Origin of the sequence: Arthrobacter sp. TWP1-1 (assembly GCF_049897845.1) — a bacterium.
GTDB lineage: Bacteria > Actinomycetota > Actinomycetes > Actinomycetales > Micrococcaceae > Specibacter.
Map to the genome: position 1 here is coordinate 57,949 of NZ_JAFCXC010000012.1, position 24,111 is coordinate 82,059.

Genomic DNA, 24,111 nt, shown 5'->3' on the forward strand with positions numbered 1-24,111 from the left:
AGCAACCAGATTGAGAGCGACCAATGAAGTTCCCCCAATTTCGTGCCAAACAGGCGCCTAAGCTCGGCTCGCGTGCCGGCAAGTGGCTTGCCATTGCCGCAGCCGCCACGCTGGCCCTGAGTGGCTGCGCACCGGCCGGCGATCAGGACACCATCGTGGTGGCCATCGTTGCGAACCCGCAGATGAAGGATGCGGTCTCCCTTCAGGACGATTTCAAGGCCAAGCATCCCAATGTCAACGTCAAGTTCGTGACGCTTCCTGAAAATGAGGCCCGCGCCAAGATCACCGCTTCGGTGGCTACTGGCGGCGGCGAATTCGATGTTGTCATGATCTCCAACTACGAAACCGAAATGTGGGCCGCGAACGGTTGGATTGAGAATCTCCAGCCCCTTGCCGACGCCACTGAAGGTTACGACACCGACGATTTCATCCCCACCATCAAGGACGCCCTCAGCTACAAGGGCGATATGCATTCGGTGCCGTTCTATGGCGAATCGTCGTTCCTGGTGTACCGCGAGGACCTCTTCAAGGAGGCCGGAATTACCATGCCGGCACACCCCACCTGGGCCGAGATTGGCGAGATCGCCCGCAAACTCAACGATCCCGCCAAGGACTTCGCCGGGATCTGCCTGCGCGGACTAGCCGGCTGGGGTGAGGTCATGGCCCCACTGGATACGGTCATCAACACCTACGGCGGCCAATGGTTTGACACGGACTGGAATGCCAAGCTGGATTCTCCCGAGGTCAAGGCGGCTGTCACCGACTACGTTGACCTGCTGCACGACGCTGGCCAGCCTGGCGCCGCGACCAGCGGTTACGGCGACTGCATCACCCGCTACAGCCAGGGCAAGGCGGCCATGTGGTACGACGCAACGGCCATGGTTTCCAGCATCGAAGACCCGGCTTCCTCGCTAGTTGCCGGTAAGTCGCAGTACGCCCCAGCGCCCGTGCAGAACACGGAGTCGGCGGGCTGGCTATACAGCTGGTCGTTGGCCATTCCGACCACCAGCAAGCACAAGACCGCCGCCTGGGACTTTGTCTCGTGGATGACCAACAAGGATTACATCAAATTGGTGGGCAACCAGATCGGCTGGGAGCGAGTCCCGCCCGGCAGCCGCAAATCTACCTACGAGATCCCCGAATACGCCGCAGTCGCCAAGGCCTACGCCAAGCCAACCCTTGATGCGATGTACGGTGCCAAGCAGGAATCCAGCATGGTCAATTCCGTTCCATACCCGGGCCTGCAATTTGTGGGCATTCCGGAATTCCAGGACCTGGGCACCCGGGTCAGCCAGCAAATCTCGGCCGCCATTGCCGGGCAGAAATCAGTCGACGAAGCACTCAAGCAGGCCCAGCTGTACGCCGAGCCCATTGCCAAGTCATACCAAGAAGGAGGCAAGTAGTGGCTACCACGCTGGTTGATCGACACAACCTTAAACAACACACCCTCAAAAGCGCCAAGAAGAGCTCCGGTACTTCCAAAGCTGAGGGTTGGCGTCGCCGCGGGCCCCTCCTGCCGGCCTTGATCTTCACGATCGTCATCACGCAGCTGCCGTTCCTTGTCACCATCTGGTACTCGCTGCGGAACTGGAACCTGCTGCGCCCCGATGGCAACCAGTTCACCGGGCTGCAAAACTATGTGGACATCTTCATGGACTCCACTTTCCGCAGCTCGGCCCTGAACAGCATTGTCATCACCCTTGGCTGCGTCTTCTTGGCCATGATTCTTGGCATCATCTTCGCCCTCCTGCTTGACCGCAAGTTCCGCGGCCAGGGCGTTGTGCGCACCATGCTCATCACGCCATTTTTGATCATGCCGGTCGCCGGGGCCACACTGTGGAGCATCTCCATGCTGAACCCGAGCTTCGGCCTGGTGAACTGGGTGATCTCTTTGGTGGGCATCCCGCCCGTCGATTGGACGGCGTCGCACCCCATCGTCTCCATCCTCATGGCACTTGTCTGGCAGTGGACCCCGTTCACCATGCTGCTGGTGCTGGCCGGCCTGCAGTCCCAACCCAAGGATGTCCTCGAGGCCGCGCAGATCGACGGCGCCGGCTGGACCAAGACGTTCCTGTGGGTCACGCTGCCCCAACTGCGCCGCTACATCGAGCTGGGCGTGCTGCTGGGCACCATCTACGTTGTCAACACCTTCGACCAGATTTACCTCATGACGGCCGGTGGTCCCGGGACAGCCAGTGCCAACCTGCCGTTTTACATCTACCAGCGGGCCTTCCTGGGCTTCGACATTGGCCAAGCGGCCGCGATGGGTGTTGTGGTGGTCATTGCCACCATCGTCATTGCCACATTCGCCCTGCGCCTGATCTTCCGCAGCTTTGACGCAAAGGACTAAGCCGTGACTACTCTCATCACTCCCCCGAAATCCCCTGCCCCCATTTCCGCTAAGCGGAAGTCTCGTGAGGCACGACGGCGTTTCTCCGGTTCCGCCCTCACCACCGTTACGTGGCTGCTCGCGTTTGTGTTCTTCGCGCCAGTGATCTGGCTTGTCATGACGGCGTTCAAGCCCGAATCGGCCGCCGCCTCCAACCCTCCTGTGTTCTTCTTTGTTCCCACCTTTGAACAGTTTGAGGCCGTGCTCAGCAACGGTGCGGGTGCTTACTTCCTCAACTCGCTGATCGCCACCGGCGTCTCCACCATTCTTGTGGTCCTGCTGGCCGTGCCGGCCGCCTATGCCGTGAGTATTCGACCCGTTGAGAAGACCCAGGACGTGCTGTTCTTCTTCATCTCCACGAAGATGCTTCCCGTCGTGGCCGTCATCATGCCCATCTATGTGATCGCCGGCCAACTCAAGGTCTTGGACAACATTGGCACGCTGATTGTCCTGTACACGGCCATGAACCTGCCCATCGCGGTCTGGATGATGCGATCCTTCTTCCAGGAAGTCCCCGCCGAGGTCCTAGAGGCCGCGTCCATGGACGGAGCCGGGCTGATCAAGACCCTGCGTACCATCTTGATTCCTATGGTCACCCCTGGTCTGGCCGCAACGGCACTGATCTGTGTCATCTTTGCCTGGAATGAGTTCTTCTTTGCCCTGAACCTCACGGCCGCCAACGCGGCCACGGTGCCGGTGTTCCTTGTCTCCCAAATGACCAGCGAGGGCTTGTTCCTTGCCAAGCTATCGGCGGCTTCGGTATTGGCTTCTCTGCCCGTCGTGATCGCCGGCTGGGTGGCACAAAAGCAGCTTGTCCGCGGGCTCTCGATGGGTGCGGTGAAGTAAAGAATGAGCACTCAAGCAACCTCGGACCTACCCAACTCCATGACCACCTCCGTGTTGGTTCGCCAGCGCGAGCTGCGTACCGAGCAGCGGCCTGTCCCCACTCCGGGGCCGGGCGACGTACTGGTGCGGATAACGTCTGTTGGCGTATGCGGATCGGACACGCACTACTTCACGGAGGGCCGCATTGGCCCCTATGTGGTGGATGCGCCCCTGGTGCTGGGCCACGAACCCGCCGGCGTCATCGTCGCACTGGGCGATGGCGTCACGGACCGCAGCCTCGGCCAGCGTGTCTCACTCGAGCCGGGCATCCCCGACCCGCTCTCGAAGCAGACCCTGGCCGGCTGCTACAACCTCGATCCGGGGGTTCGGTTCTTTGCCACGCCTCCCATCGACGGGGTGTTTTCGGAGTACGCAGTACACCCGGCGGCTTTTTGCCATCCGGTTCCAGACTCCGTGTCCGACGACGCCGCAGCACTTCTGGAGCCGCTCAGCGTGGCCCTGGCTGCACGGGCCGCGGGCAAGATCCAGATCGGCGATGCTGTTTTGGTTGCGGGCGCCGGACCCATCGGGTTGCTCATTGCCAAGGTGGCTCAACTGGCTGGAGCCATTGTTACGCTGACCGATGTGCGAGCCGAGCGGTTAACGGTTGCACAAAAGTACGGCGCTGCGCATACGTTCACAGCCGGAGATCCGCCGCCCGTGGAACCGGAATTTGATGTGTTTATCGATGCGAGCGGCTCCGAACGGGCCATCCTGGGCGGGCTGGCCAGGCTGGCCCCGCGCGGGCGCTGCGTTCTGGTGGGCATGGGTGCCGACACGATCGCCCTGCCGGTGCCACTTGTTCAGGGGCGCGAGCTCGTGATCACTGGTACCTTCCGTTACGCGAATACGTGGCCCACGGCCATTGCTCTGGCTGCTTCCGGGCAGATTGATTTGGACGGGCTCGTCACCTCAACGCACGGACTTGACGACGTGGAGGCAGCGCTGAAGGCAGGTACGAATCCGGGCGCCCTGAAAGCCGTCGTCCACCCTTAACAACGCTCGCGCACATACGGGGCACTTTTCACCAACGCTCGCTCGCGTCGCGGAAGGGCACTTACAGTGTTCATGCCGTTAGCGAGCGAGCGTTGGCTAAAACACCCCCAGAAGTGATCGAGCGTTGTTGGCTGCGGGTGCTGGATTCTCAACCGCCAGCGACGGACTGAACCACCATCAGTTCGCGGCCGGCAGCCACGCGGGTTTGCAGGCCATCCAGCCGCCGCACCTCATCGCCGTCCAGGTAAATGTTGACGTAGCGGCGCAGGGCTCCCGTCTCATCGCGCAGCCTTCTGCCAAAGACCGGAAATTGTGCACTAATGGCGTCCAACAACTCTCCCACCGAGGCGCCGTCGCCAACATCAAGGCGCAATTCCCCGCTGCCACCCACCAGCGGCTGCAGCAGGCGTGGCACCAAGACCGTCACTTCGTTTGCCATGACGGACACGCTAAAGTTCGACGGCGGCGGCACGGACACACAAAATGTCCGGCAGGTGCTTGAGAACCTCCGTGAAATGATTTCCCTCGTCGGGACTCGCGTAGACGGAGCCGCCACGGGTCCCAAAGTACACACCTGCCGGTTCTGCGCTATCAACGGACGCAGCATCGCGGAGCACCACGTTGAACTCAGGCTGGAGCAATCCGTCGGTCAACCGTGTCCATGAGTTGCCGGCGTCGTCCGTCCTGTGCACTGCCAGCTGGCCGCCCGGAGGGATACGCTCACCGTCGGACTCGATGGGGATGACCCACGCGGTGCCGGAGCGGCGGGGGTGGGTCAACATGGTGAACCCAAAGTCGGTGGGCAGCCCGTCGGCAATGGAGGTCCAGTTGTCGCCGGAATCGTCGGTGCGGTACACGCCGTGGTGGTTTTGTGCGTATAGGGTGTCCGGGTTGTTGGGGTCGCGGGCTATCTTGTGCACGCACTGACCAAATTCCGGTTGCGGTTCCGGCATGAAGGGAGCCCCAATCCCTTTGTTCCGAGGTTCCCACGACGCGCCGTCATCAGTGCTCCGATAGACACCTCCGGTGCTCATGGCGATGTGGATGGTGGAATCGGCGGGGCTGGGCAGGACTGTGTGGGCCGCGGCGCCGCCGAATCCGGCACCCCATTCGCTGCGGTGCGGATGGTCCCAGAGGCCCCGGTTAAGCTCAAAATGCTCGCCGCCGTCGGTTGACTTCCACACAGAAATTGGTTCGCAGCCCGCCCACACAACGCCGGGACGGTCCTCCGTGTCGGGCCGGATCTGCCACACGCGCTCCAACGCGGCACCCGTATCCGCGGGAAACGTGATGGCGCCGTTCTCGGGCTCCTGCCAGGAGGCGCCAAAGTCATCGGAGTGCGACACCGTTGGACCCCAGTGCTCGCTGCGCAGGCCAACCATGATGCGTGTCCGTCCACCACGAGTGTCGATGCCAATACTTGGGATCTCCTGCATGAGGAAATGGGGGCCGGTGAAGTTGTAATTCACACGATCGGAACTAGTGCCTAGCCACAGCCCCTTCTTGGTGCCCACCGCCAGCAGGTGGGTGCGCCCTGGATGTATACCGTCTGGTGCTTCACTATTTTCCATGGGTTAAAGTCGACCACCGCCGCCTCGAAGCATCAAGGGTTACCCCTGGGTAACTTGCGCCCGCGTCGGCCTGACGCGCCACGAACGTCACCCATGAACATACCCCCAGGGGGTACTTGACGCATACCCTATGGGGGTATACATTGAAGGTATGAGCACAGAACAACAAACCCACGGCTACTCGGACGAGAAGCAGGCTTACCTCAGGCGCCTCAAGCGTGCCGAGGGCCAGGTTCGCGGCATCGCCCGCATGGTCGAGGGGGACAAGTACTGCATCGATATCCTCACCCAGATGGCAGCGGTCAATAAGGCCCTGCACGCGGTGAGCATCGGCCTGCTCGAGGATCACATCGCCCACTGCGTAGTCAACGCAGCCAATGAATCCGCAGAAACCGGCAACCCGGAGATCGTCGCCGAGAAGGTTTCCGAAGCTACAGCCGCCATTTCACGCCTACTCAGGAGCTAATTATCATGAGCCACACCACCACCGTCAACGTTTCCGGCATGACCTGCGGCCACTGCGTCAGCTCCGTCACGGAAGAGCTGACCGACATGCCGGGCGTGCAAAACGTCAGCATCGACCTCAACGCCGGCGGCATCTCCGAGGTCACCATCACCTCAACACTGACGCTCGATCCCGCAGAAATCGGCGAGGCCGTGGCCGAAGCCGGCTACCTCGTCGTCTCCAACAACGCATAACCCGCCCACAGATTAAGGAGCGCCATGAGCGCCTCGGAAATTTTGTCCCAAACCGCCACACCCGGCCCCCGCATGGTCGAGATCGACATCGAAGGCATGACCTGTGCCTCGTGCGTCAGCCGGGTTGAGCGCAAGTTGGGCAAACTCGAAGGCGTCAGCGCTGCCGTGAACCTCCCGCTGGAAACAGCCCAGGTCACGGTTCCCGCCGGCATTACCAACCAACAAATCATCGACACCGTCAACGCCACCGGCTACAAGGCCACGCTCAAGAATCCTCCCGCACTTAAGCACGACGCCGGACATCACCACGAGCATGCGCCTCACCCGGGTGCCGGTCCAGAACATACCAATCACATGGCGCACGGCGGCACCGCCGCCACGCTGCGTCCCCGCTTGATCCTTGCTGCGATCCTGACCGTTCCAGTCTTCCTGATATCCATGTTCCCGGCCTTGCAGTTCCCGCACTGGGGCTGGGTTGCGGGCATTCTGACCTTGCCCGTCGTGACATGGGCCGCCTGGCCGTTCCACCGGGCAGCCGCCATCAACGCCCGGCATTTCGCCTCAACGATGGACACGCTCGTCTCAATCGGCGTCAGCGCGGCCTTCCTCTTTTCGGCCGTGGAACTCGGACTGGATCCGCAGATGACGGCTCACGGCATGGCGATGGATGGCGCACACGCCCCCTTGTACTTTGAGGTCTCAGCGGTCGTGGTGACCTTCCTCCTCCTGGGCCGTTACCTTGAGGCGAGGGCCAAGGCGAAGGCTGGCGATGCTCTCAAGGCGTTACTTAGCTTGGGCGCTAAAGAAGCCACGGTGCTTCGTGATGGATCCGAGGTGAAAATTCCAGCGGCAGATCTTGCTGTGGAAGAAATTTTTGTGGTCCGCCCGGGCGAGAAGATCGCCACGGACGGCATCATCACCGACGGCACCTCGGCCATCGATACCTCTCTTATTACGGGAGAATCCCTACCCGTGGACGTCTCTGTCGGCGATGCCGTCACCGGCGCCACCATCAACACCTCCGGACGATTGCTCATCAGGGCCACCCGAGTCGGCAGCGAAACCACGCTCGCCCAAATGGGCAAACTGGTTAGCGCCGCGCAAGCATCCAAGGCACCTATTGCCCGGCTCGCGGATCGGATCAGCGCCGTGTTCGTGCCGATAGTGCTTGTCATTGCGGTCCTGACCTTCGCACTGTGGCTGATCTTCAGCGGTGACATTCAAGCCGCGTTTACGGCAGCAGTTGCCGTGTTGATCATTGCCTGCCCCTGCGCCCTGGGCTTGGCCACGCCTGTCGGTCTACTAACGGGAACGGGCCGGGCTGCGCAGCTCGGCATCCTCATCAAGGGCCCACAGGTTCTCGAGGACACCCGTACGGTGGACACCATCCTGCTGGATAAAACCGGCACCGTCACCGAGGGCAGGCTGAGCGTGGTCGACGTCGTTGCCCTCGCCAAGGTCCCGGCGTCGGACGTCCTGCGCTTTGCTGGTGCCGTGGAATCTCACAGTGAGCACCCCATCGCCCATGCCATCGCAGAGCACGCGCGCGACTGGGGTGCCTTGCCCGATGTCGAAGGTTTCATGTCCTCCCCCGGGGGCGGCGTGCGGGCCATCTTCGAGGGCAGCACCGTTCTGGCCGGGCGCACAGGGTGGCTCGAGGAAAACGGTGTGGAGCTGACCGGTGCACATCGCGCGGCCCAGGCGGCCCAGCAAAACCTCGGCACCACTGCCATCTGGGTGGCGGTGGATGGCGAAGTTGCCGGGCTCATCGCCCTCAAGGACACCATCAAGGCCGGGTCCGCAGCCGCGATCGCCAAGCTGAAGGAACTGGGCCTGCGGCCCATCCTGCTCACCGGCGACAACGCCGCCGTGGCGGCCCAGGTTGCCGCGGCCGTGGGCATCGCTCCCGAGGATGTTCACGCCGACGTCCTGCCCGAAGGAAAGGTCGAGGCAGTCAAGGCGTTGCAAGCGGCAGGAGCCACTGTAGCCATGGCCGGTGACGGCGTGAACGACGCAGCCGCGCTAGCTCAGGCCGATCTCGGCATTGCCATGGGATCGGGCACCGACGTCGCCATCGAAGCGGCGGACCTGACTGTCATGGGCAACGATCTTGGCCAAGTTGCTACGGCCATTGCATTGTCCCGCAAGACGCTTGGCACCATCAAGACGAACCTGTTCTGGGCGTTCTTCTACAACGCCATCGGCATCCCGGTGGCAGCACTGGGACTCCTCAACCCGATGATCGCCGGCGCCGCCATGGCGGCCAGTTCAGTGCTGGTAGTGGCCAACTCGCTACGGCTGCGGCGCTTCGGCCGGTAGAACGGCGGGCCGGGTATCAAGGTCCACCGCGTAGGACGGGCCGCGCCGGCCGGAGCCGCGCAGCTCGTCCAATCGGACCATCACCACCCCGCCCATAATGCACAATCCGCCTAGCAACTGAATGAGCCGCGGCATCTCCCCGAGTAAAATCCACGCCCACAAAACGGCGAACAGGACCTCAAAGAGTGCCACGAAGGAGGCCACCTTCGAACCGAGCCCCCGCGTGGCAATAATCCCGGCCACGTAGGCAAACACTGTGGTGATCAGTACCAACCCCAGCACGGGCACCCACCACGGCACCAGATTCCCGGCAAACACCACATCAGTGGTGGTGAAGACCAGCGGCATGAGACCGGATAGGCCCAAACCAAAGATCAACACGGCACCCACTGCCATACCGCCGCCGGCCATCAGGATGGGCGGAACGTTGTCATTGCTGCGGGAGGACATGATAAAGAAAACGGCCGAGCACACAGCGGCCGCCAGTCCCCACAAAATCCCCTCGACGCTGACCTGGGTGCTCCCGGCCAAATCCAAGACCAACACCAGCCCGGACATGGCGCACACGGCACCCAGAACTGTTAACAATCGCGGCCGGATGCGAGTCGTCAGCCACGCGAATCCCACCAACAACACCGGTGAAAGGTATTCCAATAGCAGGGCCACTCCCACGGAGAGGTGCGCCACCGCGTTGAAGTAAAACAGCTGGCACAGCGCGATGGGCACAATTCCGTACACCGCAATGCGCAGCAGCGACCCCTTGACCGAGGACCACTGCCGCACCGAGATGATGACCACCGGAATGAGAAGCACAACTGCGGCCCCGCCAATGCGGATTGCCACCGCAGCGCCGGGAGACCAGCCAGCCTCAAACAACGACTTCGCAAAAGACCCCGACAAAGCAAAGGTGGCCGCCGAGGCGAAGGCAAACAGCAGGGCCGGTGAGGCTATTTTTGCGCGCTCACCTGGCCGTGGCCGGGTTGAAGTGTTCTTGGATGAAGTCATGAGAAAGTCCGTTTGTCAGCAGTAATAGGCGTTAGACTCATGACACTACGCTTGCTAATTGTCAGGAGTCAACATGCTTTTTACTAATGACACGGAAGTGGCGCTCCTGTCGGCCGTTAATTTGATCAACACAGCACCCGTGGACGTCCTCACCGACGGCACGATCGTAGGGCCGGACACTTTGGAGACGCTGGCGGATCTCGATCGCTTTGTGGCTGCGGAGCAGTTCTCAGGTTCACGCGAACACACTGCCGCCGAGGTCGCTGCCGTCCGGGAGGTGCGCCAGGAATTGCGGAGTATCTTCACTGCCGATGAGACAACGGCAGCGAGCATGATCAATGACCTGTTGGCCCGGGCCCATGCCATGCCGCAGCTTGTCCGGCACGACCAATGGGACTGGCACCTGCACGCCACCGCACCTGCAGCCCCACTGGCCCAGCGCATGGGGGTTGAGGCGGCTATGGCGTTGGTCGATGTGATTCGAGGCAAGGAATTGGAACGCCTGAAGGTTTGCGCCGCACCGGATTGCTGCGCTGTAGTGATTGACCTGTCCAAGAATCGTTCCCGCCGGTATTGCGATACCGGGAACTGCGGCAACCGGGCGCACGTAGCCGCCTACCGCCGTCGTAAGTCAGCCCTTAAATAAATCGAGCGGGCAGTTGTTGTCAATGTTTTTGGAAAACATTGGCAACAATTGCCCGCTCGAAGGAGCGATAACCTTACTTCATGGTTCCCGCAGACACCGAGCCCTGGAGCTGGCGCTGGAACAGGATGTACATGATCAAGACGGGAACGACCACGATGATGGCGGCCGCGAATAGTGAACCGAAGTCCACCGCATAACCCTGCTGGCCCGCGTAGGCCGCAATACCCTGCGAGAGGACATAGTTGTCGCGGTTGGTGTTGATGGCAACCGGGATCAGGTACTGGTTCCACAAGCCGAGGAAGTTGAAGATGGCAACGGACGCCAATCCCGGCTTGGCCATGGGCAGCATGACCTGGAAGAACGTGCGCCATTCGCCGGCGCCGTCGATCTGCGCAGCTTCACCGATCTCGTGCGGCAAGGCCTTGAAGAAGGAAAAGAGGAAGAACACTGTGAACGGGAGCGCGAACGCCACGTAGACAATAATCAGGCCCGGCAGTGTGTTCAAAAGCCCAAGGTTCTTCAGGATGAAGAACAAGGGCACGATCGCCAGGAAGATCGGGAACGTCAGCCCGGCGAGCATCAGGTAGTAGATGGCACGCGAGCCGGGGAACACGTAGCGGGCCAGCACGTAGGCACACATGGCTCCGAGCACCATGACGATGACAAGCGCGAAGCCCACCACGATCACCGTGTTGAAGAAGTACATGCCGATTCCGGCCGTGTTCCAGGCGTTGACGTAGTTCTCAAACTTCCAGTCGGCCGGAAGAGAGAACGGGGACGCGAAGATTTCTGAGGTTGTCTTGAAGGACGACATCAACGTCCAGCCCAACGGGATCAACACCAACAAGGCCCACAGGCTCAGCATGGTGTGTGAAACACCCGCCACAACCTTGTCATCCCTTGATTCTGGGGCAGTACGCCGAACATGGAGGTTTGCTGGAGACTTACCAGAGAGTTTTACTGACATTATTCAGACACATCCTTGCTGCCGCCGGTGATCCGGTTCACCAGGAATACCAGTGCCGAGAAAATCAAGGTAATTGCAGCCAGCACCACACCCATGGCGCAGGCCAGGCCGAACTGTTGCTTGGTAAATGCTGTGGAGAACAACTTCTGGGACATGACCAACGTGGAGTTTTCCGGTCCGCCTGTCGAGTTCAAGACTGACATGTACACAAACGCATCCAATGCCAAGATTCCCATGTAGACGTAGGCCGTCTGGATGTTGTCACGGATCAGCGGAATGGTGATGCTGATGGCCGTGCGGAAGCGCCCGGCACCGTCGATGCGGGCAGCCTCAAACGTCTCGGCAGGAATGCCCTTGATGGCGGCAATGAACAGGATCATGTAGAAGCCTACAAATCCCCACACAATCACAAACATCGAGGCGATCATGGCTGTTCGGGCATCGCCAAGCCACGGGAAGTCCTTGATGCCGTCAAAGCCGATGCCCGTCAGGATTCCGTTGAGCAGGCCATTGCTGGGATTAAAAATTTGCTGCCAGATAATGCCAATTACGACTGCGGGAATTACATACGGAAAAAAGGAGATAACGCGGTAAAAACCCGCGCCCTTCATACCCTTGATTTGACCTCGGCTGCTGCCACCGATGGTGACAAGTGTGGCGAGAATCAGGGAAAGGATGACGGTGACAACCGGCAGGAAGACAGCAAGGACCACGCTATTGCGGACCGACAGCATGAAGATATCGTCCTTGAAGAGCTTGACGTAGTTATCGAACCCAACGAACGGCATATTGTTGTCGAAGCCGCCCCAGCTGGTCATGGAGTAATACACAGCCTGAGTAAAAGGCGAGATTACAAAGACCAGATAGATCGCCAAGGGCAGCCCGAGGAAGACCACCATGAAGCTGACCTTGTCGAATGTCAGTTTTTTCCGGCGCCGCCGGGCAGTGGCGACAACGCCACTGCCCGGTTGCACATCATTTGATACTTGAGTCACTTCACTTCAATCTTCTTGACCGAATCGTCAGCGGCAACCTTGTCTGTGATTGCCTGCAGGGCCTTGGTCAGGCCTGCGGTGTCCAGCTTGCCGTCGAGGAAGGAGTTCCACGGGACCAGCTGATCGGGGTTCGTGCCGTAGGTGTCGACAAAGTTCCAGGTGAAGATGTCCTTGCCAGCCTTCTCCAGCATGGTGGTCTGGGAAACAAGAGCGGTCGAGCCGAAGCCATCGGCAGGCACGGTGCCCTTGACAACTGTCGGGGCCAACTTCGTCTTGGAGAAGTTCGTCGCAGCATCCTTGGACAGCATGATACGCAGCAGTTCCTTGCCTGCGGCGGCGTTTGCGCCCTTGCTCGGGACGATGAAAGGCTCGCCACCGGCCGAGCGTACGCCCGTCTGGGCGATCTTCGGGCTGGCAGAGACAACGGGAACAGGAGCGCCCGTCATTTCGAAACCGGCCTTGGTCTGGTCCTTCATTTCGTTTTCGATCCAGGAACCCGAGGGGTACAGCAGTGCTTCCTGACCGTTGCTCCACTGGGCCTGGGCCGCGGTGAAGACGGTTCCGGAGCCACCGGGCTTGAAGAATCCAGCCTTGACGATCTTCTCCATGGCCGTGAAGACACTCTGGACTGCCGGGAGGGACCAGCAATCAGGCTTCAGGTTTTCAAGGGCGAGGCGAACTTCATCGCCGCCTTCCTTGATTGCTGATTCAATGGCCATGGTCTGGTAGTACGTGGCAGCTTCCTTGCCCCAGACAAACAGGTACTTACCCTTTTCCTTGGCCTTGACGCCAAGCTCATAGGCCTCGTCCCAAGTAGTGGGGACGGTCCAACCGTTCTCCTTGAACAGGCTGGCGGAGTACCACCATGCATAGACCGTGAGCACGTAGTTGATGGCAGCAAGTTTGCCGTCAAACGTGCCGGGCGCCAGAACACCGTCGAACAACGTGTCGGCGATCTTTGTGCCTTCAAGGTTGTTGGAATCCACCACGGACTGAAGGTCCTCGAGCTGATCGAGGATGCCGCTAAAACCGATGGACTTTGCGCCAGAGTTGTCGATCAGGTCAGGCGGGGTGCCGCCGGCAAAGCGCGGCTGCAGTTCCTGGGCGATGTCGGTGGAGGGGTTGATGGAAACCTCGACGCCGGGGAAGTTCGTAGCAAAAGTCTTGCCAGCGAATTCAACGTAGTCAATACCGTAGCCACCCTTGAAGATGACAGCGTCCAGCTTGCCGGAATCTGCAACGCCAAACGGGTTCTTGATGGGGTCAACTACGCCGCCGGGAGCCTTGGACTCACCGGCTCCGCCGCCACCCGCACAGGAAGCCAGGGCTCCACCTAGAGGCAAAAGCACGGCGGTGGCAAGGGCACCGCGGAGGAATCCACGACGCTGCAACGGCTTATTTTGAATACTCATTCTATGTACTGCCTTCCATTGATGGTACGAGCGCTAAATCAGTATTTCTCAGTACTTCTTTGTACATTCATTGCATTTCACTGCAACTCGTTCGCCTAACTACACATGTGGCAGCTGGCCTCAACAAGGTTTTGTTGGAATCACGCATCACGCCTAAGCCGGCCAATATATTGACCAATTAGTGCGTTATTGTGTTCGTCGCCGCCCGGAATATTTGCTGAAATATAGATGGGCGGTTGCTTCCCCGCACGAACCAGGCACTGGACTGTTTCGATCGTGAGCAACTGCGCAATGTATGCGGCCGTGATCGAAGAAACAGCACCAACACCTCCTCCGCCGGAAACTTCTAGGGTTGTGTCGCCAAACGGCGCCCTGTTATCGATAACAATATCTGCAATCTCACTCAATCGCATCCCGCTGGGGTGCTTCGTTTCGACGGCATTGGTATGTTCAAGGCTTGTCACCGCAATGACCTTGTGCCCGCGTTCCTTGGCAGCCAAGGCCAGGCCAACAATGGACCCGTTTACCCCGGAATTTGAGGCAATCATGAAGATGTCGCGAGGATCTACCAGGGACAGGTTGAACAGTTCCTGGGCAACGCCGGTTTCCCGTTCAAGAATGGACCCCTCAAGGGAATCAAGCTCCGCAACATTGCGATCTCCGTGGAGCACGAGATCCCGCAGGGCTATCTTGCTTGTGGGAATGAGCCCACCCGCGCGGCCGGCAATCTCCATGGCGAAAGCCTCGGAGTGGCCAGTACCAAATGCCTGAATAACACCGCCATTTGCGAGCGTTTCCACGAGTGCCTGCGCAGCCTCATTGAAACCACCACCCAGCGCCCATTCCGTGATGTCATTGAGCCTGGCGGATACTTCGCCACTGAAAGCCGTAATTGACTCAGAGATTGCCCTCACCCTTTCTTGTGGTGCGTGAGTTCCGGAGTGCACCCGCGTCTGCCCGTGCATTCCTCGTGGGACGCCGGTGCGGGGACACCGCCATGGCGGAGGCCGCAAGCTTTGATGTGGTCTGAGCGAAGTTCACCTGGGCCACGAGTAAATAGATCAAATCGATCACGAGCAGTTGGACGTGCTTGGCGGACAAATCATCAGGCTGCAGGAATTGCTCATGGACGGAAGTGATGATGGAAGCATCGGCACTATCTGCCAGTGGCGATCCGGGGTTGTTACTCAAAGCAATTGTCAGCGCGCCAGCCTCGCCGGCCTCGCGGAGCATCTGCAACGTCTCTTCGGTGCGCCCAGTATTGGATATGCCGATCGCCACGGAATTTGTATCCTGAATGGCGGCGCTCGTCAGACCCGCATGGACCTCTGACCAGTGATGGGCGTTGATGCCTATCCGGTACAGCCGCGACTGCAGCTCCTTGGCCATGACGGCACTGCCGCCAATTCCATAGATATCTACATGGGAGGCCATGGCGATGCGACGGGCAATCTTGTTCATTAATGCCAGGTCCATGACGGCCGCAGTTTCCTGAAGCGATCGAGTGTGGGCATTGACGAGCGTGCTGAGAACATCTTTCGCGGAATCATCAGGACCAAATGCGCGCCCAATGTCTGCTTTCCACGACTCCCGCGCATCGCTTCGCCCGAGGTCCGATGCGATACTGACCCTGAACGGAACAAAGCCCGCATAGCCGAGTAGGCGGCAAAAACGCGTCACGGTAGCGGGTGACGTCTTAGTCTTCTCCGCCAGTTCCATGATGGAAAGCTCAAGAGGTGCCTGCGGATGCTCCAAGAGGTAGGAACCGATCTTGGCCATGGCAGCCGGCATATCAGGCAACTTGGCCTGAATGCGGTTCACCACACCTGCGGCTGAAACAGCCGCTGGCGGGGACGTGAAGGCTGACATATGAAAATCCGTTTCTTTTTGGTGTTTATATAATGAAAACTATTATCGTCACAGATGTAAGTCAAGTCACACAGAGACACGGAATGGTAACGATGCTTAATTTCCTTGCAATTGATGCCGGCGGAACGTCCACTCGGGCGGTTCTTGTTGACAGTTCCGGACTCTGCCTCGGCTATGGCACAGCGGGCGGAGGAAACCCGGTTTCACGCGGAATTGGGCCCGCAATGGACGCTTTAATCGAGGCCTCAAAGCGTGCGCTTGAGGGCACCAACTGCACACCATCTCAGGTACTCGTCGCCATGGCCGGTGCATCGCTCGAGTTACCCACAAATTCCTACCGTGACAGCTTCCGGACCGTCGGTCTGACCGGAGATGTCATGATCGAATCTGATTTATTAGCGGCGTTTTACTCTGGAACCTTTCACGATGACGGAATGGCCCTGATAGCCGGTACCGGCGCGGTTGGCGCCCGCATAGCAGCGGGCTATTTGGCCGAGGTCGCCGACGGAACCGGCTGGCTTCTAGGCGATCTGGGTTCCGGTTTTTGGCTCGGCCAGAAGGTTGCGCGGGCAGTGGCAGCTGCCCTTGACGGGCGCGGACCGGCTACGGCACTTACCGAATTGCTCCTGGCTGAGCTTGATATTCCCTTTGATGAGCAGGCCAGGACACAGGGCCGCCTGCGGGCCCAGCAGCAGTTGATTCTCAAGGTGTACGGACGCAGCGCCGTTGAACTTTCACGTTTTGCACCGCTGATATTTGCCGCAGGGAACGACGCCGTTGCTCAAGACATCCTTCAGCGTGCGGCCACCGCCTTGGCTCAAACACTCACAGCCATCAGCGGGGAGAATGGGATGAGCACAGCGACTGGTGCGGCACAACCTCTGGTATTTGGTGGCAGTGTTCTTACCAAGGGCGGAACGGTGGCTTCCGCGGTGGCCGAGAAGTTCGCGGAGGCGTGCAGCACGCAAGCATCAGAACCGATTCTGGTCCAAGATGGCGTGGTTGGCTCGGCCGTGATGGTCCTTAAGCGCCATGGCATTGAGGTGGACGCGAGCGTGTTCACTCGAATCCAGGACAGCCTAGCGGCGCTGAGGGGCTAGCGAAGGTTAGGCCGTTTCGCCGTCGTTCTTGTTTTTTGCGTCCGCTTCGGCTTTAGCGGCATCGGCTCGGTGCTGCTGGAGCCGATCCGAGGACTTCCGGTTCACACCCGAGCCTGCACTGAGGGACGGGTCATTTTCCTTGTGGCCCATAACAAGCAGCGAAGCGACCAGCAGGGTTGCAATGAACGCGATGCCAAAAGCGACGCCACCAAGGTCCCATCGGAGCCCATTGTCGGTGCCTCCGGCGGAGACTATCAGCGTGACGATGCCGGCAACTGCAGCCAGGGCAAAGGAAAAGCTGAGGGGAAACTTGATGGAATTGCCCGACTTCGGGTTCTGCGGCTCTACACTGCCCACAATTAATCCTTTGCTTGTTTGGTGTTGCACACCACGTGTTTCTACGCAAAGTAGAACATACGTTAACTAGTTTACTGGGCTTTTGACTTGCGGCCGTCATGGCGCAGTGTGAGAGCTGACAAGGTCCAGAGTGCGCCGGACATCAGGGCCCCACCGCCGGCAACGCCCAGCAAGCCATGCGGGCCCGCCTGAATGAAGAACGGTAGCAGCACTCCAGTACCAAGACCCAGGACGCCGGAGATGATCCAGTCACTGCGCAGTGCGGACTTGCCGCTGTCGGCGGGCTTGCAGAGTGCCGAGTAAAGCTCCGCCGCACCCAGAACGGCAAGAGCCGCTGCACCGAACCAGGCAGCATAAAGAACACTGGCGAAAATAGCGGCGGCCACACCACCCATGGCGAGCAATGCTGTGGCACCCAGAAGCACCAGGCGGCGATTATCTCTGCGTGGGAAGGCTAGGGTTCGCACTATCAAATACTCTGCGCCCGCCAAGGCAAGCAAATAGGCGGCGAAGGCGACGCACAGGCCCATAGTTCCAGGCTCCGCCCAAAAAACAGTCAGGAGCCCAAAAGCGAGCGCGACTAACGCCCTCCACAGGATTGCCTTCCACAGCAAAGGTGCGCTGGAGGCTGCAGAGTTGGCGTTAACGGGCTGGGGAACGGCTGTTTCACTCACCTTTCCAGTCTAGCCGCGGCCAGCAACTGCGCCGACCCGCATCCAGCTCCCTGTTCTTGCCCGCAGGCCCAGCGTTAGCCCCCGGGCTCCCATGTAGCCAACGCTGAATGCCACCCATACCCAGAAAAGGCCCGGCACCGAATCGCCGAAGTTGGCTTGGCTGATCCAGAAGAGCAGTGGCAAATAGACCACGAGGTTGCACAGCCCGGCGAGCGCGAGATAGCGAGCATCCCCCGCTCCGATAAGAACGCCATCGAGCACAAAGACATAGCCGGCCAGCGGCTGGCCAATCGCCATCACCAGAAGTGCCGCCGTGAGACCGGCGTGGACGCCAGTGTCTGTGGTGAACAGCCAACCAGCGCTCGTGGAGGCAGCCGCCAGCAACAATCCCGTAAGTACACCAAAGCCAAGCCCCCATTGAGTCATGGTCTTGGTCAGGACACGGACCTCGGCAATATTACCGGCCCCCAGTTCCTTTCCGATCAGCGCCTGGGCGGCAATAGCGAGCGCGTCGAGCGCAAAGGCCAGGAACGTGAAGATCGTCATTGCCAGCTGGTGGGCTGCGAGGTTGCTCGAACCTTGAGCCGTAACCACGAGGACCGTAACCAGAATGGCTGCGCGCAGCGACAGGGTGCGGAGCATCAGCCAGCTGCCAACGCGGGTAACGGCACGTACACCTTTCCAGTCCGGGCGCAGTGAGATGTCATAACGGCGCGCTGCACGCACAACGATGGTTAGGTACACGATCGCCATGGCCCATTGGGCTGCCACGGTGCCAAGCGCGGCGCCACTCACGGAGAGATCAAAACCGTAGACAAGGACGAAGTTCAAAACTATGTTTATGCCAAAGCCGGCCCCGGCCACGATCAAGGGTGTCTTGGTGTCCTGCAGACCGCGTAAGACGCCCATCGCCGCCATGGCCAAAAGCATGGCAGGCAGTCCCGCTAGGCTGATTGTGAAATAGGCGTTGGCGTGGGCATGAAGCTCCCCTTGAGCCCCCATGGCGCCCAATAATCGATCGCCAGCTGCCATACCCGCACCGGCAAGCACCAGGCCCAGGATTGCTGCCAACCACAGCCCGTCTCGCCCGACAGCCAGCGCCTCGGCATGCCTTCCGGCACCCAATAGCCGCGCTACTGCCGGGGTTGTGGAATATGCCAAAAACACCATAAGACCCACAATTGTTTGCAGCACCGTCGCTGCGAGGCCGACACCAGCCAGCTCTGAAACGCCCAGATGCCCTACGATCGCCGAATCGGCAAGGAGGAACAACGGTTCGGCGATGAGTGCACCAAAGGCGGGTATAGCCAGCCCGCGGATGGCCCTGCCGGTGGAGCGGCGGGCCGCACTTTTATCAGCGGACGGTGTCACGGTTCTAGGCATCTCCCAAGGGTATCGGCCGGTGTGAGTGGGGTGGTTCGAGTAGCTCCCTCATAATGCTCTGCAATGTGGCGATGACGTGGAGTACGCCTGAGCGTTCCATGGCCTCAGGCCTGGCCAAGATGTCTATTCGCCGTCCAAGCCTTGGCTCGCTCAGCGGAATCAGGACGAGTTCCGAAAAGTAGCTTTGGTCAACAAGGTAGCGCGGCATGAGGGACACGCATCCACCTTGTTCCACAAGGGCTGCGGCCACGAAGAACTCGTTGATGCGGTGGGCAACATCAACTTCCTCCCCGGCCATCGTCCCGATCATCTCAATGGCTCCGACCAGGGGAAAGCCTTGGTGGACCGAAACCCACCGTTCACCACGAAGATCCTGCGGCGTCAGGCTCTTTCGTGTAGCCAAGCGGTGCCTCACGTTGACGGCGACATCCAGTGGCTCGTAAGCCAGCGGCGTGACCCTGACCGATGCGGGCCACGGTGCGCTGTTCGGCAACCGATGGGCGATCACCAGATCGTGGTCGGCCGCCAGCGTTGCAAAGTCTTTCTGGGCAACGTCCTGATCAGACAGCTGCACCGGCGGCCCACCACCAGACATCAGCGACCGCTCCAGCCGGCCAAAGAAGGCGAGACCCGCACTATGAAAGCCCGCCACCCGTACGGGCTCCCGTGTGCTTTCCTTGAAGGATTCGACGGCGGCGTCAGCTTTGGCCAGGGCTATTTCCACCTCCACGGTGGCAGCACACAGGGCCAGTCCCGCGGGTGTGAGTGCAGTCCGGCGCCCAACTTTGTACGTCAAGGCGGTTCCGGCTTTGCGTTGCAGGGCGGCCAGCTGTTGCGAGACAGAAGAAGCCGTTACCGCCATGGATTGTGCGGCGGCGGCAATGCTGCCTCTGTCGTGGACCTCTCGAAGGGCGCGTAATTGCGAAATTTCCATAAGTTCAAACTAATGTATTAGCCACCAAATTACCTCTGGATTATAGGTATTTCTACCTACAGTATGGATACGTGAAGAGAACCTGGGATCGCGTGAGTGTTGATATTGCCCTTCTAGCCGTGGCTTGCGTGTGGGGCAGCAGCTACTTGGTGGCCAAGGAGCTGACAGCGCTCACGAGCGTCCCAGCCGTCCTCGGCTGGCGCTTCCTGGTCGCCTCGATCGGCTTAGGCATCCTCTGGTTGTGGCGTGTGCGGCGCTTTCCCGGCCGGGCTGAGGCTTGGACCGGCGTGATTCTGGGACTGACCCAATCCGCCGTACTCTTCCTTGAAACTTTTGGTGTGGCACACACCCAAGCCAGCAATGCCGGTCTGGTGATCAGCCTGACTGTCATCTTCACTCCCCTGATCGACGCCGCGGCAACGAGAAAGTGGCTTCCGCCGTCGTTCTTTGTTGCGGCAGTGGTGTCGGTGGTGGGGGTTTCACTTTTGGTCACGGGCGATGGGTTCCGCAGTCCAAACGTTGGCGATCTACTCATGCTCGGAGCCGCAGCGGTACGGGCGGTTCACGTGACATTGCTGGGCGCCCTAACGGCAGGAAAGCCCTACAGCTCAATTGCGGTGACACTGATCCAGTCCCTCGTCTGTGCACTGCTGGCCATCCTTTTAGACCCCAAGGAAATGGTTGCCGCGGCGGCGGACTTTTCGCCCGCCGCCTGGCTCAACATCGTGTACCTCGGCTTGGCCTGCAGCGTCTTCGCATTCCTCGTGCAGCTCTGGGCGGTTCGGCGCACATCTGCGTCCCGAGCCAGCCTGCTCATGGGCACCGAACCCGTGTGGGCCGTCATTGTAGGCGTCTGGCTTGCCGGCGAAACACTGGGCTGGATAGGTGCCTTGGGTGCAGTTCTGATCGTTGCCGGCTGCTATGCAGGGCAAAGAATCGAATCCGGTTTCAGGGCCGCACGCAACCTTGCATTGGACGTCCATACCTCAGAACCACAGCCAACACCGGAACTTGCCGGCTAGTACCCGCCGCCACCGTTTTCGCTGGCCATGTTGGCAAAGCGCGAGTAGTGGCCCTGGAAACCAAGCACGATCGTCTTGGTTGGACCGTTACGGTGCTTAGCGACGATGACATCGGCCTCACCGGCACGGGCCGATTCCTTGTCATAAATGTCCTCGCGGTGAAGCAAGATGACCATGTCAGCATCCTGCTCAATGGAACCTGATTCACGAAGATCCGAAACCATAGGCTTCTTGTCGGTTCGCTGCTCAGAGCCACGGTTCAGCTGGGACAGCGCAACGACAGGAACCTGCAACTCCTTGGCCAGCAACTTCAACGCACGGGAGAATTCAGAGACTTCCTGCTGGCGGGATTCAACGCGCTTGCCTGAGGACATCAACTGAAGGTAATCCAAGATCACCAGTTTCAGGTCGTGCTGCTGCTTCAGACGGCGGCACTTGGCGCGAATTTCCATAAGCGACATGTTGGGGGAATCGTCGATGAAGAGCGGTGCCTCATTCATCCGGCCCATGGTCGTTGCGATCTTTGACCACTGATCGTCCTTGACAGTTCCCTTACGCAGATCCTGCAGGCTGATGGTCGCCTCGGCCGAGAGCAGACGCATGGCAATTTCGTTCCGACCCATTTCCAAGGAGAACACCACGGTGGCCATATTGTGATCAATGGCGGCCGATCGCGCCCAGTCAAGGGCGAACGTACTCTTACCAACGGCGGGCCTGGCCGCGATGACGATCATCTGGCCGGGGTGCAAACCATTGGTGAGTTCATCAAATTCATAGAAGCCCGTGGGCACACCGGTCATGCCTTCGGTCTTGTGCCCCGACGCCTCAATTTCGTCCACCGTGGCTTCCATGACGTCCTTCAAAAGGACGTAGTCCTCTGTGTTTCGACGTTCAGCGACGGCGAAGATCTCGGCCTGTGCGGCGTTGACGACCTCCTCAACCTCACCGTCCTGGGCGTAGCCCATTTGGACGATCTTGGTTCCGGCTGTGACGAGGCGGCGAAGAACGGCACGCTCCCCAACGATTTCGGCGTAGAAGCCTGCGTTGGCGGCCGTAGGAACTGACTGGATCAGCTGGTGCAGATACGCGGCACCACCGGTTTTAGTGATCTCGCCACGTTTGGTCAGCTCATCGGCGACCGTGACGGCATCGGCCGGCTCACCGCGGCCGTAGAGGTCAAGAATCGCCTCATAGATGCTCTCGTGTGAGGGCCGGTAAAAGTCGTTTCCGCGCAGAACCTCAACAACGTCCGCAATGGCGTCCTTGGAGAGCATCATGCCACCCAAAACGCTTTGTTCTGCCACAAGATCCTGCGGCGGGGTTCTTGCGAAATCGGGTTCGCGGCTGGAGTTGCCTGATTCCCTGGTTGGAGCCGACATGTTTGGTGCCCTCTTTCTGCCCTGCTGGCCGGGCCGTTCACCGCTGTTGCCAAGCAGCTTTTGGCGGTGCAATTCTTCTTGCTACTCCTTACCAGCTGATACCGACAAAGTTGTCGCGCAGGAGAGCTCATTTGCAACGTTAGACGCTTGCCGGGCATCCACCAACCCCGTTGTCCACGGCACCTGTGGATAACCGGTGCATTAAGTGCTCTAGCTTGTGCACAGGATGGGGACAAGCATGTGGATAAACATATTCTTCATCCAGAAAACCGCCTCTGACCTGCACAAACACTGTCCACCCCCTGTGGAAAAATAGTTTTTTACCCTCTCAACCCCTGCGGAAGGTGCTGCTTGACACCTCCCTTGGGCAGGAGTACGGCTCGGGATATCCACAGACATATGTCGCTCTGTGGATATCCCGGACGATTCGTGTAATCACCATCACATACCTCTATGCACGTCCGAGTATGTACTTCCCAATGGCCCTGTGAGAATCACGGCAGGCAAGGCTAAGCTACAAGGAACGAAGGAAGGCCCCATGAACTCGGAGAATAAAACGGCACCAACGCAGGTGGACCCTCGTGAATTCATCAGCGCCGTGGACACCACGGAGGTACGGCGTCGTGACGCGCGGGTGCTGCTTGAGATGATGGAAGAAATCACCGGCCACCCGCCGCGCATGTGGGGACCGAGCATCATTGGCTTCGGCGAGTATCACTACAAGTACGCTTCCGGACGCGAAGGTGACGCGGCCGCCGTCGGATTTTCACCTAGAAAAGCCAAGCTGGTGATCTACGGACTTACATATTCCCCGAATGCCGCTGCGCTGCTGGCCCGGCTGGGAAACTTCACCTCGAGCGTTGCCTGTGTGTACGTCAACAAGCTAGCTGACATCGATCTCGGCGTGCTCCGCGATCTGATCTCGATGGGCTACAAGCACTTCACCACGGAAGACATCCAATCTCTGCAGTCACAGCGGGATTAGTCAGCCAACATTAACCAAAAGGCCCGGCCCCCATAACGGGGACCGGGCCTTTTCGAAGCGGTGATGCGGGGTATTAGCCTGCAACAACGTTCAAGGTGATAACAGCTGAAACGTCGTCGTGGAGACGAAGAGTTGCCGTGTGCTTGCCTGTGTTCTTGATGTGAGCAGGCAGTTCAACCTTGCGCTTGTCGATGGTTCCGAGACCTGCATCGGCAACAGCCTTTGCAACGTCGGCAGCCTTGACGGTTCCGAACAGACGTCCAGATTCGCCGGCCTTGACCTTCAGGACAACAGCGTTGGCCTGAAGGGCGGTAGCCTGTGCCTGAGCAGCTTCGGTCGTAGCGTGTGCGTGAGCAGCACGTGCAGCCTTGATAGCTTCAACCTGCTTCTCACCACCCTTGGACCAGGTCAGTGCGAAGCCGCGGGGCAGAAGGAAGTTACGTGCGTAACCGTTCTTTACCTCAACGATGTCGCCAGCGGCACCGAGGCCGCTTACTTCGTGGGTCAAAATGAGCTTTGCCATG

At 59.8% G+C, this 24,111-nt stretch carries 25 protein-coding genes; 11 read left to right on the forward strand and 14 right to left on the reverse strand.

Annotation, left to right across the window (positions count from 1 at the left end; translation table 11 throughout):
* Positions 1–23 precede the first annotated feature (23 nt).
* The 4 genes from ACP7B9_RS16680 to ACP7B9_RS16695 are packed head-to-tail and all read left to right on the forward strand — an operon-like array spanning position 24 to position 4,270.
* The gene (locus ACP7B9_RS16680; protein ID WP_425865092.1) at positions 24–1,403 is read left to right on the forward strand and encodes an ABC transporter substrate-binding protein; all 1,380 of its coding nucleotides are present in this window, start codon (positions 24–26) and stop codon (positions 1,401–1,403) included.
* Complete coding sequence (locus ACP7B9_RS16685; protein WP_425865093.1) at positions 1,403–2,350, forward strand: carbohydrate ABC transporter permease; 948 nt, start codon at positions 1,403–1,405, stop codon at positions 2,348–2,350. The genes ACP7B9_RS16680 and ACP7B9_RS16685 overlap by 1 nt, the downstream gene beginning before the upstream one ends.
* Positions 2,351–2,353: 3 nt before the next feature.
* Positions 2,354–3,235: a carbohydrate ABC transporter permease gene (locus ACP7B9_RS16690; RefSeq protein WP_425865094.1), complete on the forward strand. Its 882-nt coding sequence runs from the start codon at positions 2,354–2,356 to the stop codon at positions 3,233–3,235.
* Between the two features lie 3 nt (positions 3,236–3,238).
* Positions 3,239–4,270: an NAD(P)-dependent alcohol dehydrogenase gene (locus ACP7B9_RS16695; RefSeq protein WP_425865095.1), complete on the forward strand. Its 1,032-nt coding sequence runs from the start codon at positions 3,239–3,241 to the stop codon at positions 4,268–4,270.
* A 148-nt stretch (positions 4,271–4,418) separates the two neighbouring features.
* Here ACP7B9_RS16695 and ACP7B9_RS16700 read toward each other — a convergent pair whose 3' ends face one another.
* Positions 4,419–4,709 carry a MoaD/ThiS family protein gene (locus tag ACP7B9_RS16700; protein ID WP_425865096.1) on the reverse strand — a complete coding sequence of 97 codons (291 nt, stop codon included), beginning with the start codon at positions 4,707–4,709 and terminating at the stop codon, positions 4,419–4,421.
* A gap of 10 nt (positions 4,710–4,719) precedes the next feature.
* A complete protein-coding gene (locus ACP7B9_RS16705) occupies positions 4,720–5,841 on the reverse strand; it encodes a WD40/YVTN/BNR-like repeat-containing protein (protein ID WP_425865097.1) in 1,122 nt (373 codons plus the stop codon).
* Positions 5,842–5,992: 151 nt separating this feature from the next.
* On the opposite strand from ACP7B9_RS16705, the gene ACP7B9_RS16710 reads away from it, so the two are divergent.
* The 3 genes from ACP7B9_RS16710 to ACP7B9_RS16720 are packed head-to-tail and all read left to right on the forward strand — an operon-like array spanning position 5,993 to position 8,859.
* Positions 5,993–6,307, forward strand: coding sequence for a metal-sensitive transcriptional regulator (locus ACP7B9_RS16710; RefSeq protein ID WP_425865098.1), 315 nt, complete (start codon positions 5,993–5,995; stop codon positions 6,305–6,307).
* Between the two features lie 5 nt (positions 6,308–6,312).
* Entirely contained in the window at positions 6,313–6,540 is a 228-nt protein-coding gene (locus ACP7B9_RS16715) for a heavy-metal-associated domain-containing protein (protein ID WP_425865099.1), read from the forward strand.
* Between the two features lie 24 nt (positions 6,541–6,564).
* The gene (locus ACP7B9_RS16720; protein ID WP_425865100.1) at positions 6,565–8,859 is read left to right on the forward strand and encodes a heavy metal translocating P-type ATPase; all 2,295 of its coding nucleotides are present in this window, start codon (positions 6,565–6,567) and stop codon (positions 8,857–8,859) included.
* On the opposite strand, the gene ACP7B9_RS16725 is transcribed toward ACP7B9_RS16720, so the two are convergent.
* Positions 8,833–9,864 (reverse strand): EamA family transporter, encoded by a 1,032-nt coding sequence (locus tag ACP7B9_RS16725; RefSeq protein ID WP_425865101.1) that lies wholly within the window; start codon positions 9,862–9,864, stop codon positions 8,833–8,835. The genes ACP7B9_RS16720 and ACP7B9_RS16725 overlap by 27 nt on opposite strands.
* Positions 9,865–9,937: 73 nt before the next feature.
* Between ACP7B9_RS16725 and ACP7B9_RS16730 the strand changes: the two genes are divergently transcribed.
* Positions 9,938–10,510: a CGNR zinc finger domain-containing protein gene (locus tag ACP7B9_RS16730; protein WP_425865102.1), complete on the forward strand. Its 573-nt coding sequence runs from the start codon at positions 9,938–9,940 to the stop codon at positions 10,508–10,510.
* Between the two features lie 73 nt (positions 10,511–10,583).
* Here ACP7B9_RS16730 and ACP7B9_RS16735 read toward each other — a convergent pair whose 3' ends face one another.
* From ACP7B9_RS16735 to ACP7B9_RS16755, 5 genes are all read right to left on the reverse strand, one after another.
* Positions 10,584–11,477 (reverse strand): carbohydrate ABC transporter permease, encoded by an 894-nt coding sequence (locus ACP7B9_RS16735; protein WP_425865103.1) that lies wholly within the window; start codon positions 11,475–11,477, stop codon positions 10,584–10,586.
* Positions 11,477–12,376: a carbohydrate ABC transporter permease gene (locus tag ACP7B9_RS16740; protein ID WP_425865123.1), complete on the reverse strand. Its 900-nt coding sequence runs from the start codon at positions 12,374–12,376 to the stop codon at positions 11,477–11,479. Before ACP7B9_RS16740 ends, ACP7B9_RS16735 begins: the two co-directional genes overlap by 1 nt.
* Before the next feature lie 92 nt (positions 12,377–12,468).
* Entirely contained in the window at positions 12,469–13,884 is a 1,416-nt protein-coding gene (gene ngcE / locus ACP7B9_RS16745) for an N-acetylglucosamine/diacetylchitobiose ABC transporter substrate-binding protein (RefSeq protein ID WP_425865104.1), read from the reverse strand.
* A 140-nt stretch (positions 13,885–14,024) separates the two neighbouring features.
* Positions 14,025–14,798: a sugar isomerase domain-containing protein gene (locus tag ACP7B9_RS16750; RefSeq protein ID WP_425865105.1), complete on the reverse strand. Its 774-nt coding sequence runs from the start codon at positions 14,796–14,798 to the stop codon at positions 14,025–14,027.
* Entirely contained in the window at positions 14,782–15,753 is a 972-nt protein-coding gene (locus tag ACP7B9_RS16755) for a MurR/RpiR family transcriptional regulator (protein WP_425865106.1), read from the reverse strand. The genes ACP7B9_RS16750 and ACP7B9_RS16755 overlap by 17 nt, the downstream gene beginning before the upstream one ends.
* A 92-nt stretch (positions 15,754–15,845) precedes the next feature.
* Between ACP7B9_RS16755 and ACP7B9_RS16760 the strand changes: the two genes are divergently transcribed.
* A complete protein-coding gene (locus ACP7B9_RS16760) occupies positions 15,846–16,853 on the forward strand; it encodes an N-acetylglucosamine kinase (protein ID WP_425865124.1) in 1,008 nt (335 codons plus the stop codon).
* 6 nt (positions 16,854–16,859) lie between these two features.
* On the opposite strand, the gene ACP7B9_RS16765 is transcribed toward ACP7B9_RS16760, so the two are convergent.
* From ACP7B9_RS16765 to ACP7B9_RS16780, 4 genes are all read right to left on the reverse strand, one after another.
* Positions 16,860–17,210 (reverse strand): hypothetical protein, encoded by a 351-nt coding sequence (locus ACP7B9_RS16765; protein ID WP_425865107.1) that lies wholly within the window; start codon positions 17,208–17,210, stop codon positions 16,860–16,862.
* A gap of 71 nt (positions 17,211–17,281) precedes the next feature.
* A complete protein-coding gene (locus ACP7B9_RS16770) occupies positions 17,282–17,884 on the reverse strand; it encodes a hypothetical protein (RefSeq protein ID WP_425865108.1) in 603 nt (200 codons plus the stop codon).
* A gap of 9 nt (positions 17,885–17,893) precedes the next feature.
* On the reverse strand, positions 17,894–19,267 hold the full coding sequence (locus tag ACP7B9_RS16775; RefSeq protein ID WP_425865109.1) for an MATE family efflux transporter: 1,374 nt from the start codon (positions 19,265–19,267) through the stop codon (positions 17,894–17,896).
* Positions 19,260–20,201, reverse strand: a complete 942-nt coding sequence (locus ACP7B9_RS16780) for a LysR family transcriptional regulator (protein WP_425865110.1) — start codon at positions 20,199–20,201, stop codon at positions 19,260–19,262. The genes ACP7B9_RS16775 and ACP7B9_RS16780 overlap by 8 nt, the downstream gene beginning before the upstream one ends.
* Positions 20,202–20,293: 92 nt before the next feature.
* Between ACP7B9_RS16780 and ACP7B9_RS16785 the strand changes: the two genes are divergently transcribed.
* Positions 20,294–21,223 (forward strand): DMT family transporter, encoded by a 930-nt coding sequence (locus ACP7B9_RS16785; protein WP_425865111.1) that lies wholly within the window; start codon positions 20,294–20,296, stop codon positions 21,221–21,223.
* Here ACP7B9_RS16785 and dnaB read toward each other — a convergent pair.
* Complete coding sequence (gene dnaB / locus ACP7B9_RS16790; protein WP_425865112.1) at positions 21,220–22,602, reverse strand: replicative DNA helicase; 1,383 nt, start codon at positions 22,600–22,602, stop codon at positions 21,220–21,222. The two genes, ACP7B9_RS16785 and dnaB, sit on opposite strands and share 4 nt — an antisense overlap.
* 538 nt (positions 22,603–23,140) lie before the next feature.
* Between dnaB and ACP7B9_RS16795 the strand changes: the two genes are divergently transcribed.
* The gene (locus tag ACP7B9_RS16795) at positions 23,141–23,587 is read left to right on the forward strand and encodes a DUF1801 domain-containing protein (protein ID WP_425865113.1); all 447 of its coding nucleotides are present in this window, start codon (positions 23,141–23,143) and stop codon (positions 23,585–23,587) included.
* Between the two features lie 73 nt (positions 23,588–23,660).
* Here ACP7B9_RS16795 and rplI read toward each other — a convergent pair whose 3' ends face one another.
* Positions 23,661–24,110, reverse strand: a complete 450-nt coding sequence (rplI, locus tag ACP7B9_RS16800; RefSeq protein WP_425865114.1) for a 50S ribosomal protein L9 — start codon at positions 24,108–24,110, stop codon at positions 23,661–23,663.
* Position 24,111: the final 1 nt, after the last annotated feature.

What these genes read in the sequence shown, in the direction of transcription:
- ACP7B9_RS16680 (WP_425865092.1), top strand. Translation starts at nt 24, where the DNA reads ATGAAGTTCCCCCAATTTCGTGCCAAACAGGCGCCTAAGCTCGGCTCG.
- ACP7B9_RS16695 (WP_425865095.1), top strand. Translation starts at nt 3,239, where the DNA reads ATGAGCACTCAAGCAACCTCGGACCTACCCAACTCCATGACCACCTCC.
- ACP7B9_RS16700 (WP_425865096.1), bottom strand. Translation starts at nt 4,709, where the DNA reads ATGGCAAACGAAGTGACGGTCTTGGTGCCACGCCTGCTGCAGCCGCTG.
- ACP7B9_RS16705 (WP_425865097.1), bottom strand. Translation starts at nt 5,841, where the DNA reads ATGGAAAATAGTGAAGCACCAGACGGTATACATCCAGGGCGCACCCAC.
- ACP7B9_RS16710 (WP_425865098.1), top strand. Translation starts at nt 5,993, where the DNA reads ATGAGCACAGAACAACAAACCCACGGCTACTCGGACGAGAAGCAGGCT.
- ACP7B9_RS16715 (WP_425865099.1), top strand. Translation starts at nt 6,313, where the DNA reads ATGAGCCACACCACCACCGTCAACGTTTCCGGCATGACCTGCGGCCAC.
- ACP7B9_RS16720 (WP_425865100.1), top strand. Translation starts at nt 6,565, where the DNA reads ATGAGCGCCTCGGAAATTTTGTCCCAAACCGCCACACCCGGCCCCCGC.
- ACP7B9_RS16725 (WP_425865101.1), bottom strand. Translation starts at nt 9,864, where the DNA reads ATGACTTCATCCAAGAACACTTCAACCCGGCCACGGCCAGGTGAGCGC.
- ACP7B9_RS16730 (WP_425865102.1), top strand. Translation starts at nt 9,938, where the DNA reads ATGCTTTTTACTAATGACACGGAAGTGGCGCTCCTGTCGGCCGTTAAT.
- ACP7B9_RS16735 (WP_425865103.1), bottom strand. Translation starts at nt 11,477, where the DNA reads ATGTCAGTAAAACTCTCTGGTAAGTCTCCAGCAAACCTCCATGTTCGG.
- ACP7B9_RS16740 (WP_425865123.1), bottom strand. Translation starts at nt 12,376, where the DNA reads ATGGTGGTCTTCCTCGGGCTGCCCTTGGCGATCTATCTGGTCTTTGTA.
- ngcE (WP_425865104.1), bottom strand. Translation starts at nt 13,884, where the DNA reads ATGAGTATTCAAAATAAGCCGTTGCAGCGTCGTGGATTCCTCCGCGGT.
- ACP7B9_RS16755 (WP_425865106.1), bottom strand. Translation starts at nt 15,753, where the DNA reads ATGTCAGCCTTCACGTCCCCGCCAGCGGCTGTTTCAGCCGCAGGTGTG.
- ACP7B9_RS16760 (WP_425865124.1), top strand. Translation starts at nt 15,846, where the DNA reads ATGCTTAATTTCCTTGCAATTGATGCCGGCGGAACGTCCACTCGGGCG.
- ACP7B9_RS16775 (WP_425865109.1), bottom strand. Translation starts at nt 19,267, where the DNA reads ATGCCTAGAACCGTGACACCGTCCGCTGATAAAAGTGCGGCCCGCCGC.
- ACP7B9_RS16780 (WP_425865110.1), bottom strand. Translation starts at nt 20,201, where the DNA reads ATGGAAATTTCGCAATTACGCGCCCTTCGAGAGGTCCACGACAGAGGC.
- dnaB (WP_425865112.1), bottom strand. Translation starts at nt 22,602, where the DNA reads ATGTCGGCTCCAACCAGGGAATCAGGCAACTCCAGCCGCGAACCCGAT.
- ACP7B9_RS16795 (WP_425865113.1), top strand. Translation starts at nt 23,141, where the DNA reads ATGAACTCGGAGAATAAAACGGCACCAACGCAGGTGGACCCTCGTGAA.
- rplI (WP_425865114.1), bottom strand. Translation starts at nt 24,110, where the DNA reads ATGGCAAAGCTCATTTTGACCCACGAAGTAAGCGGCCTCGGTGCCGCT.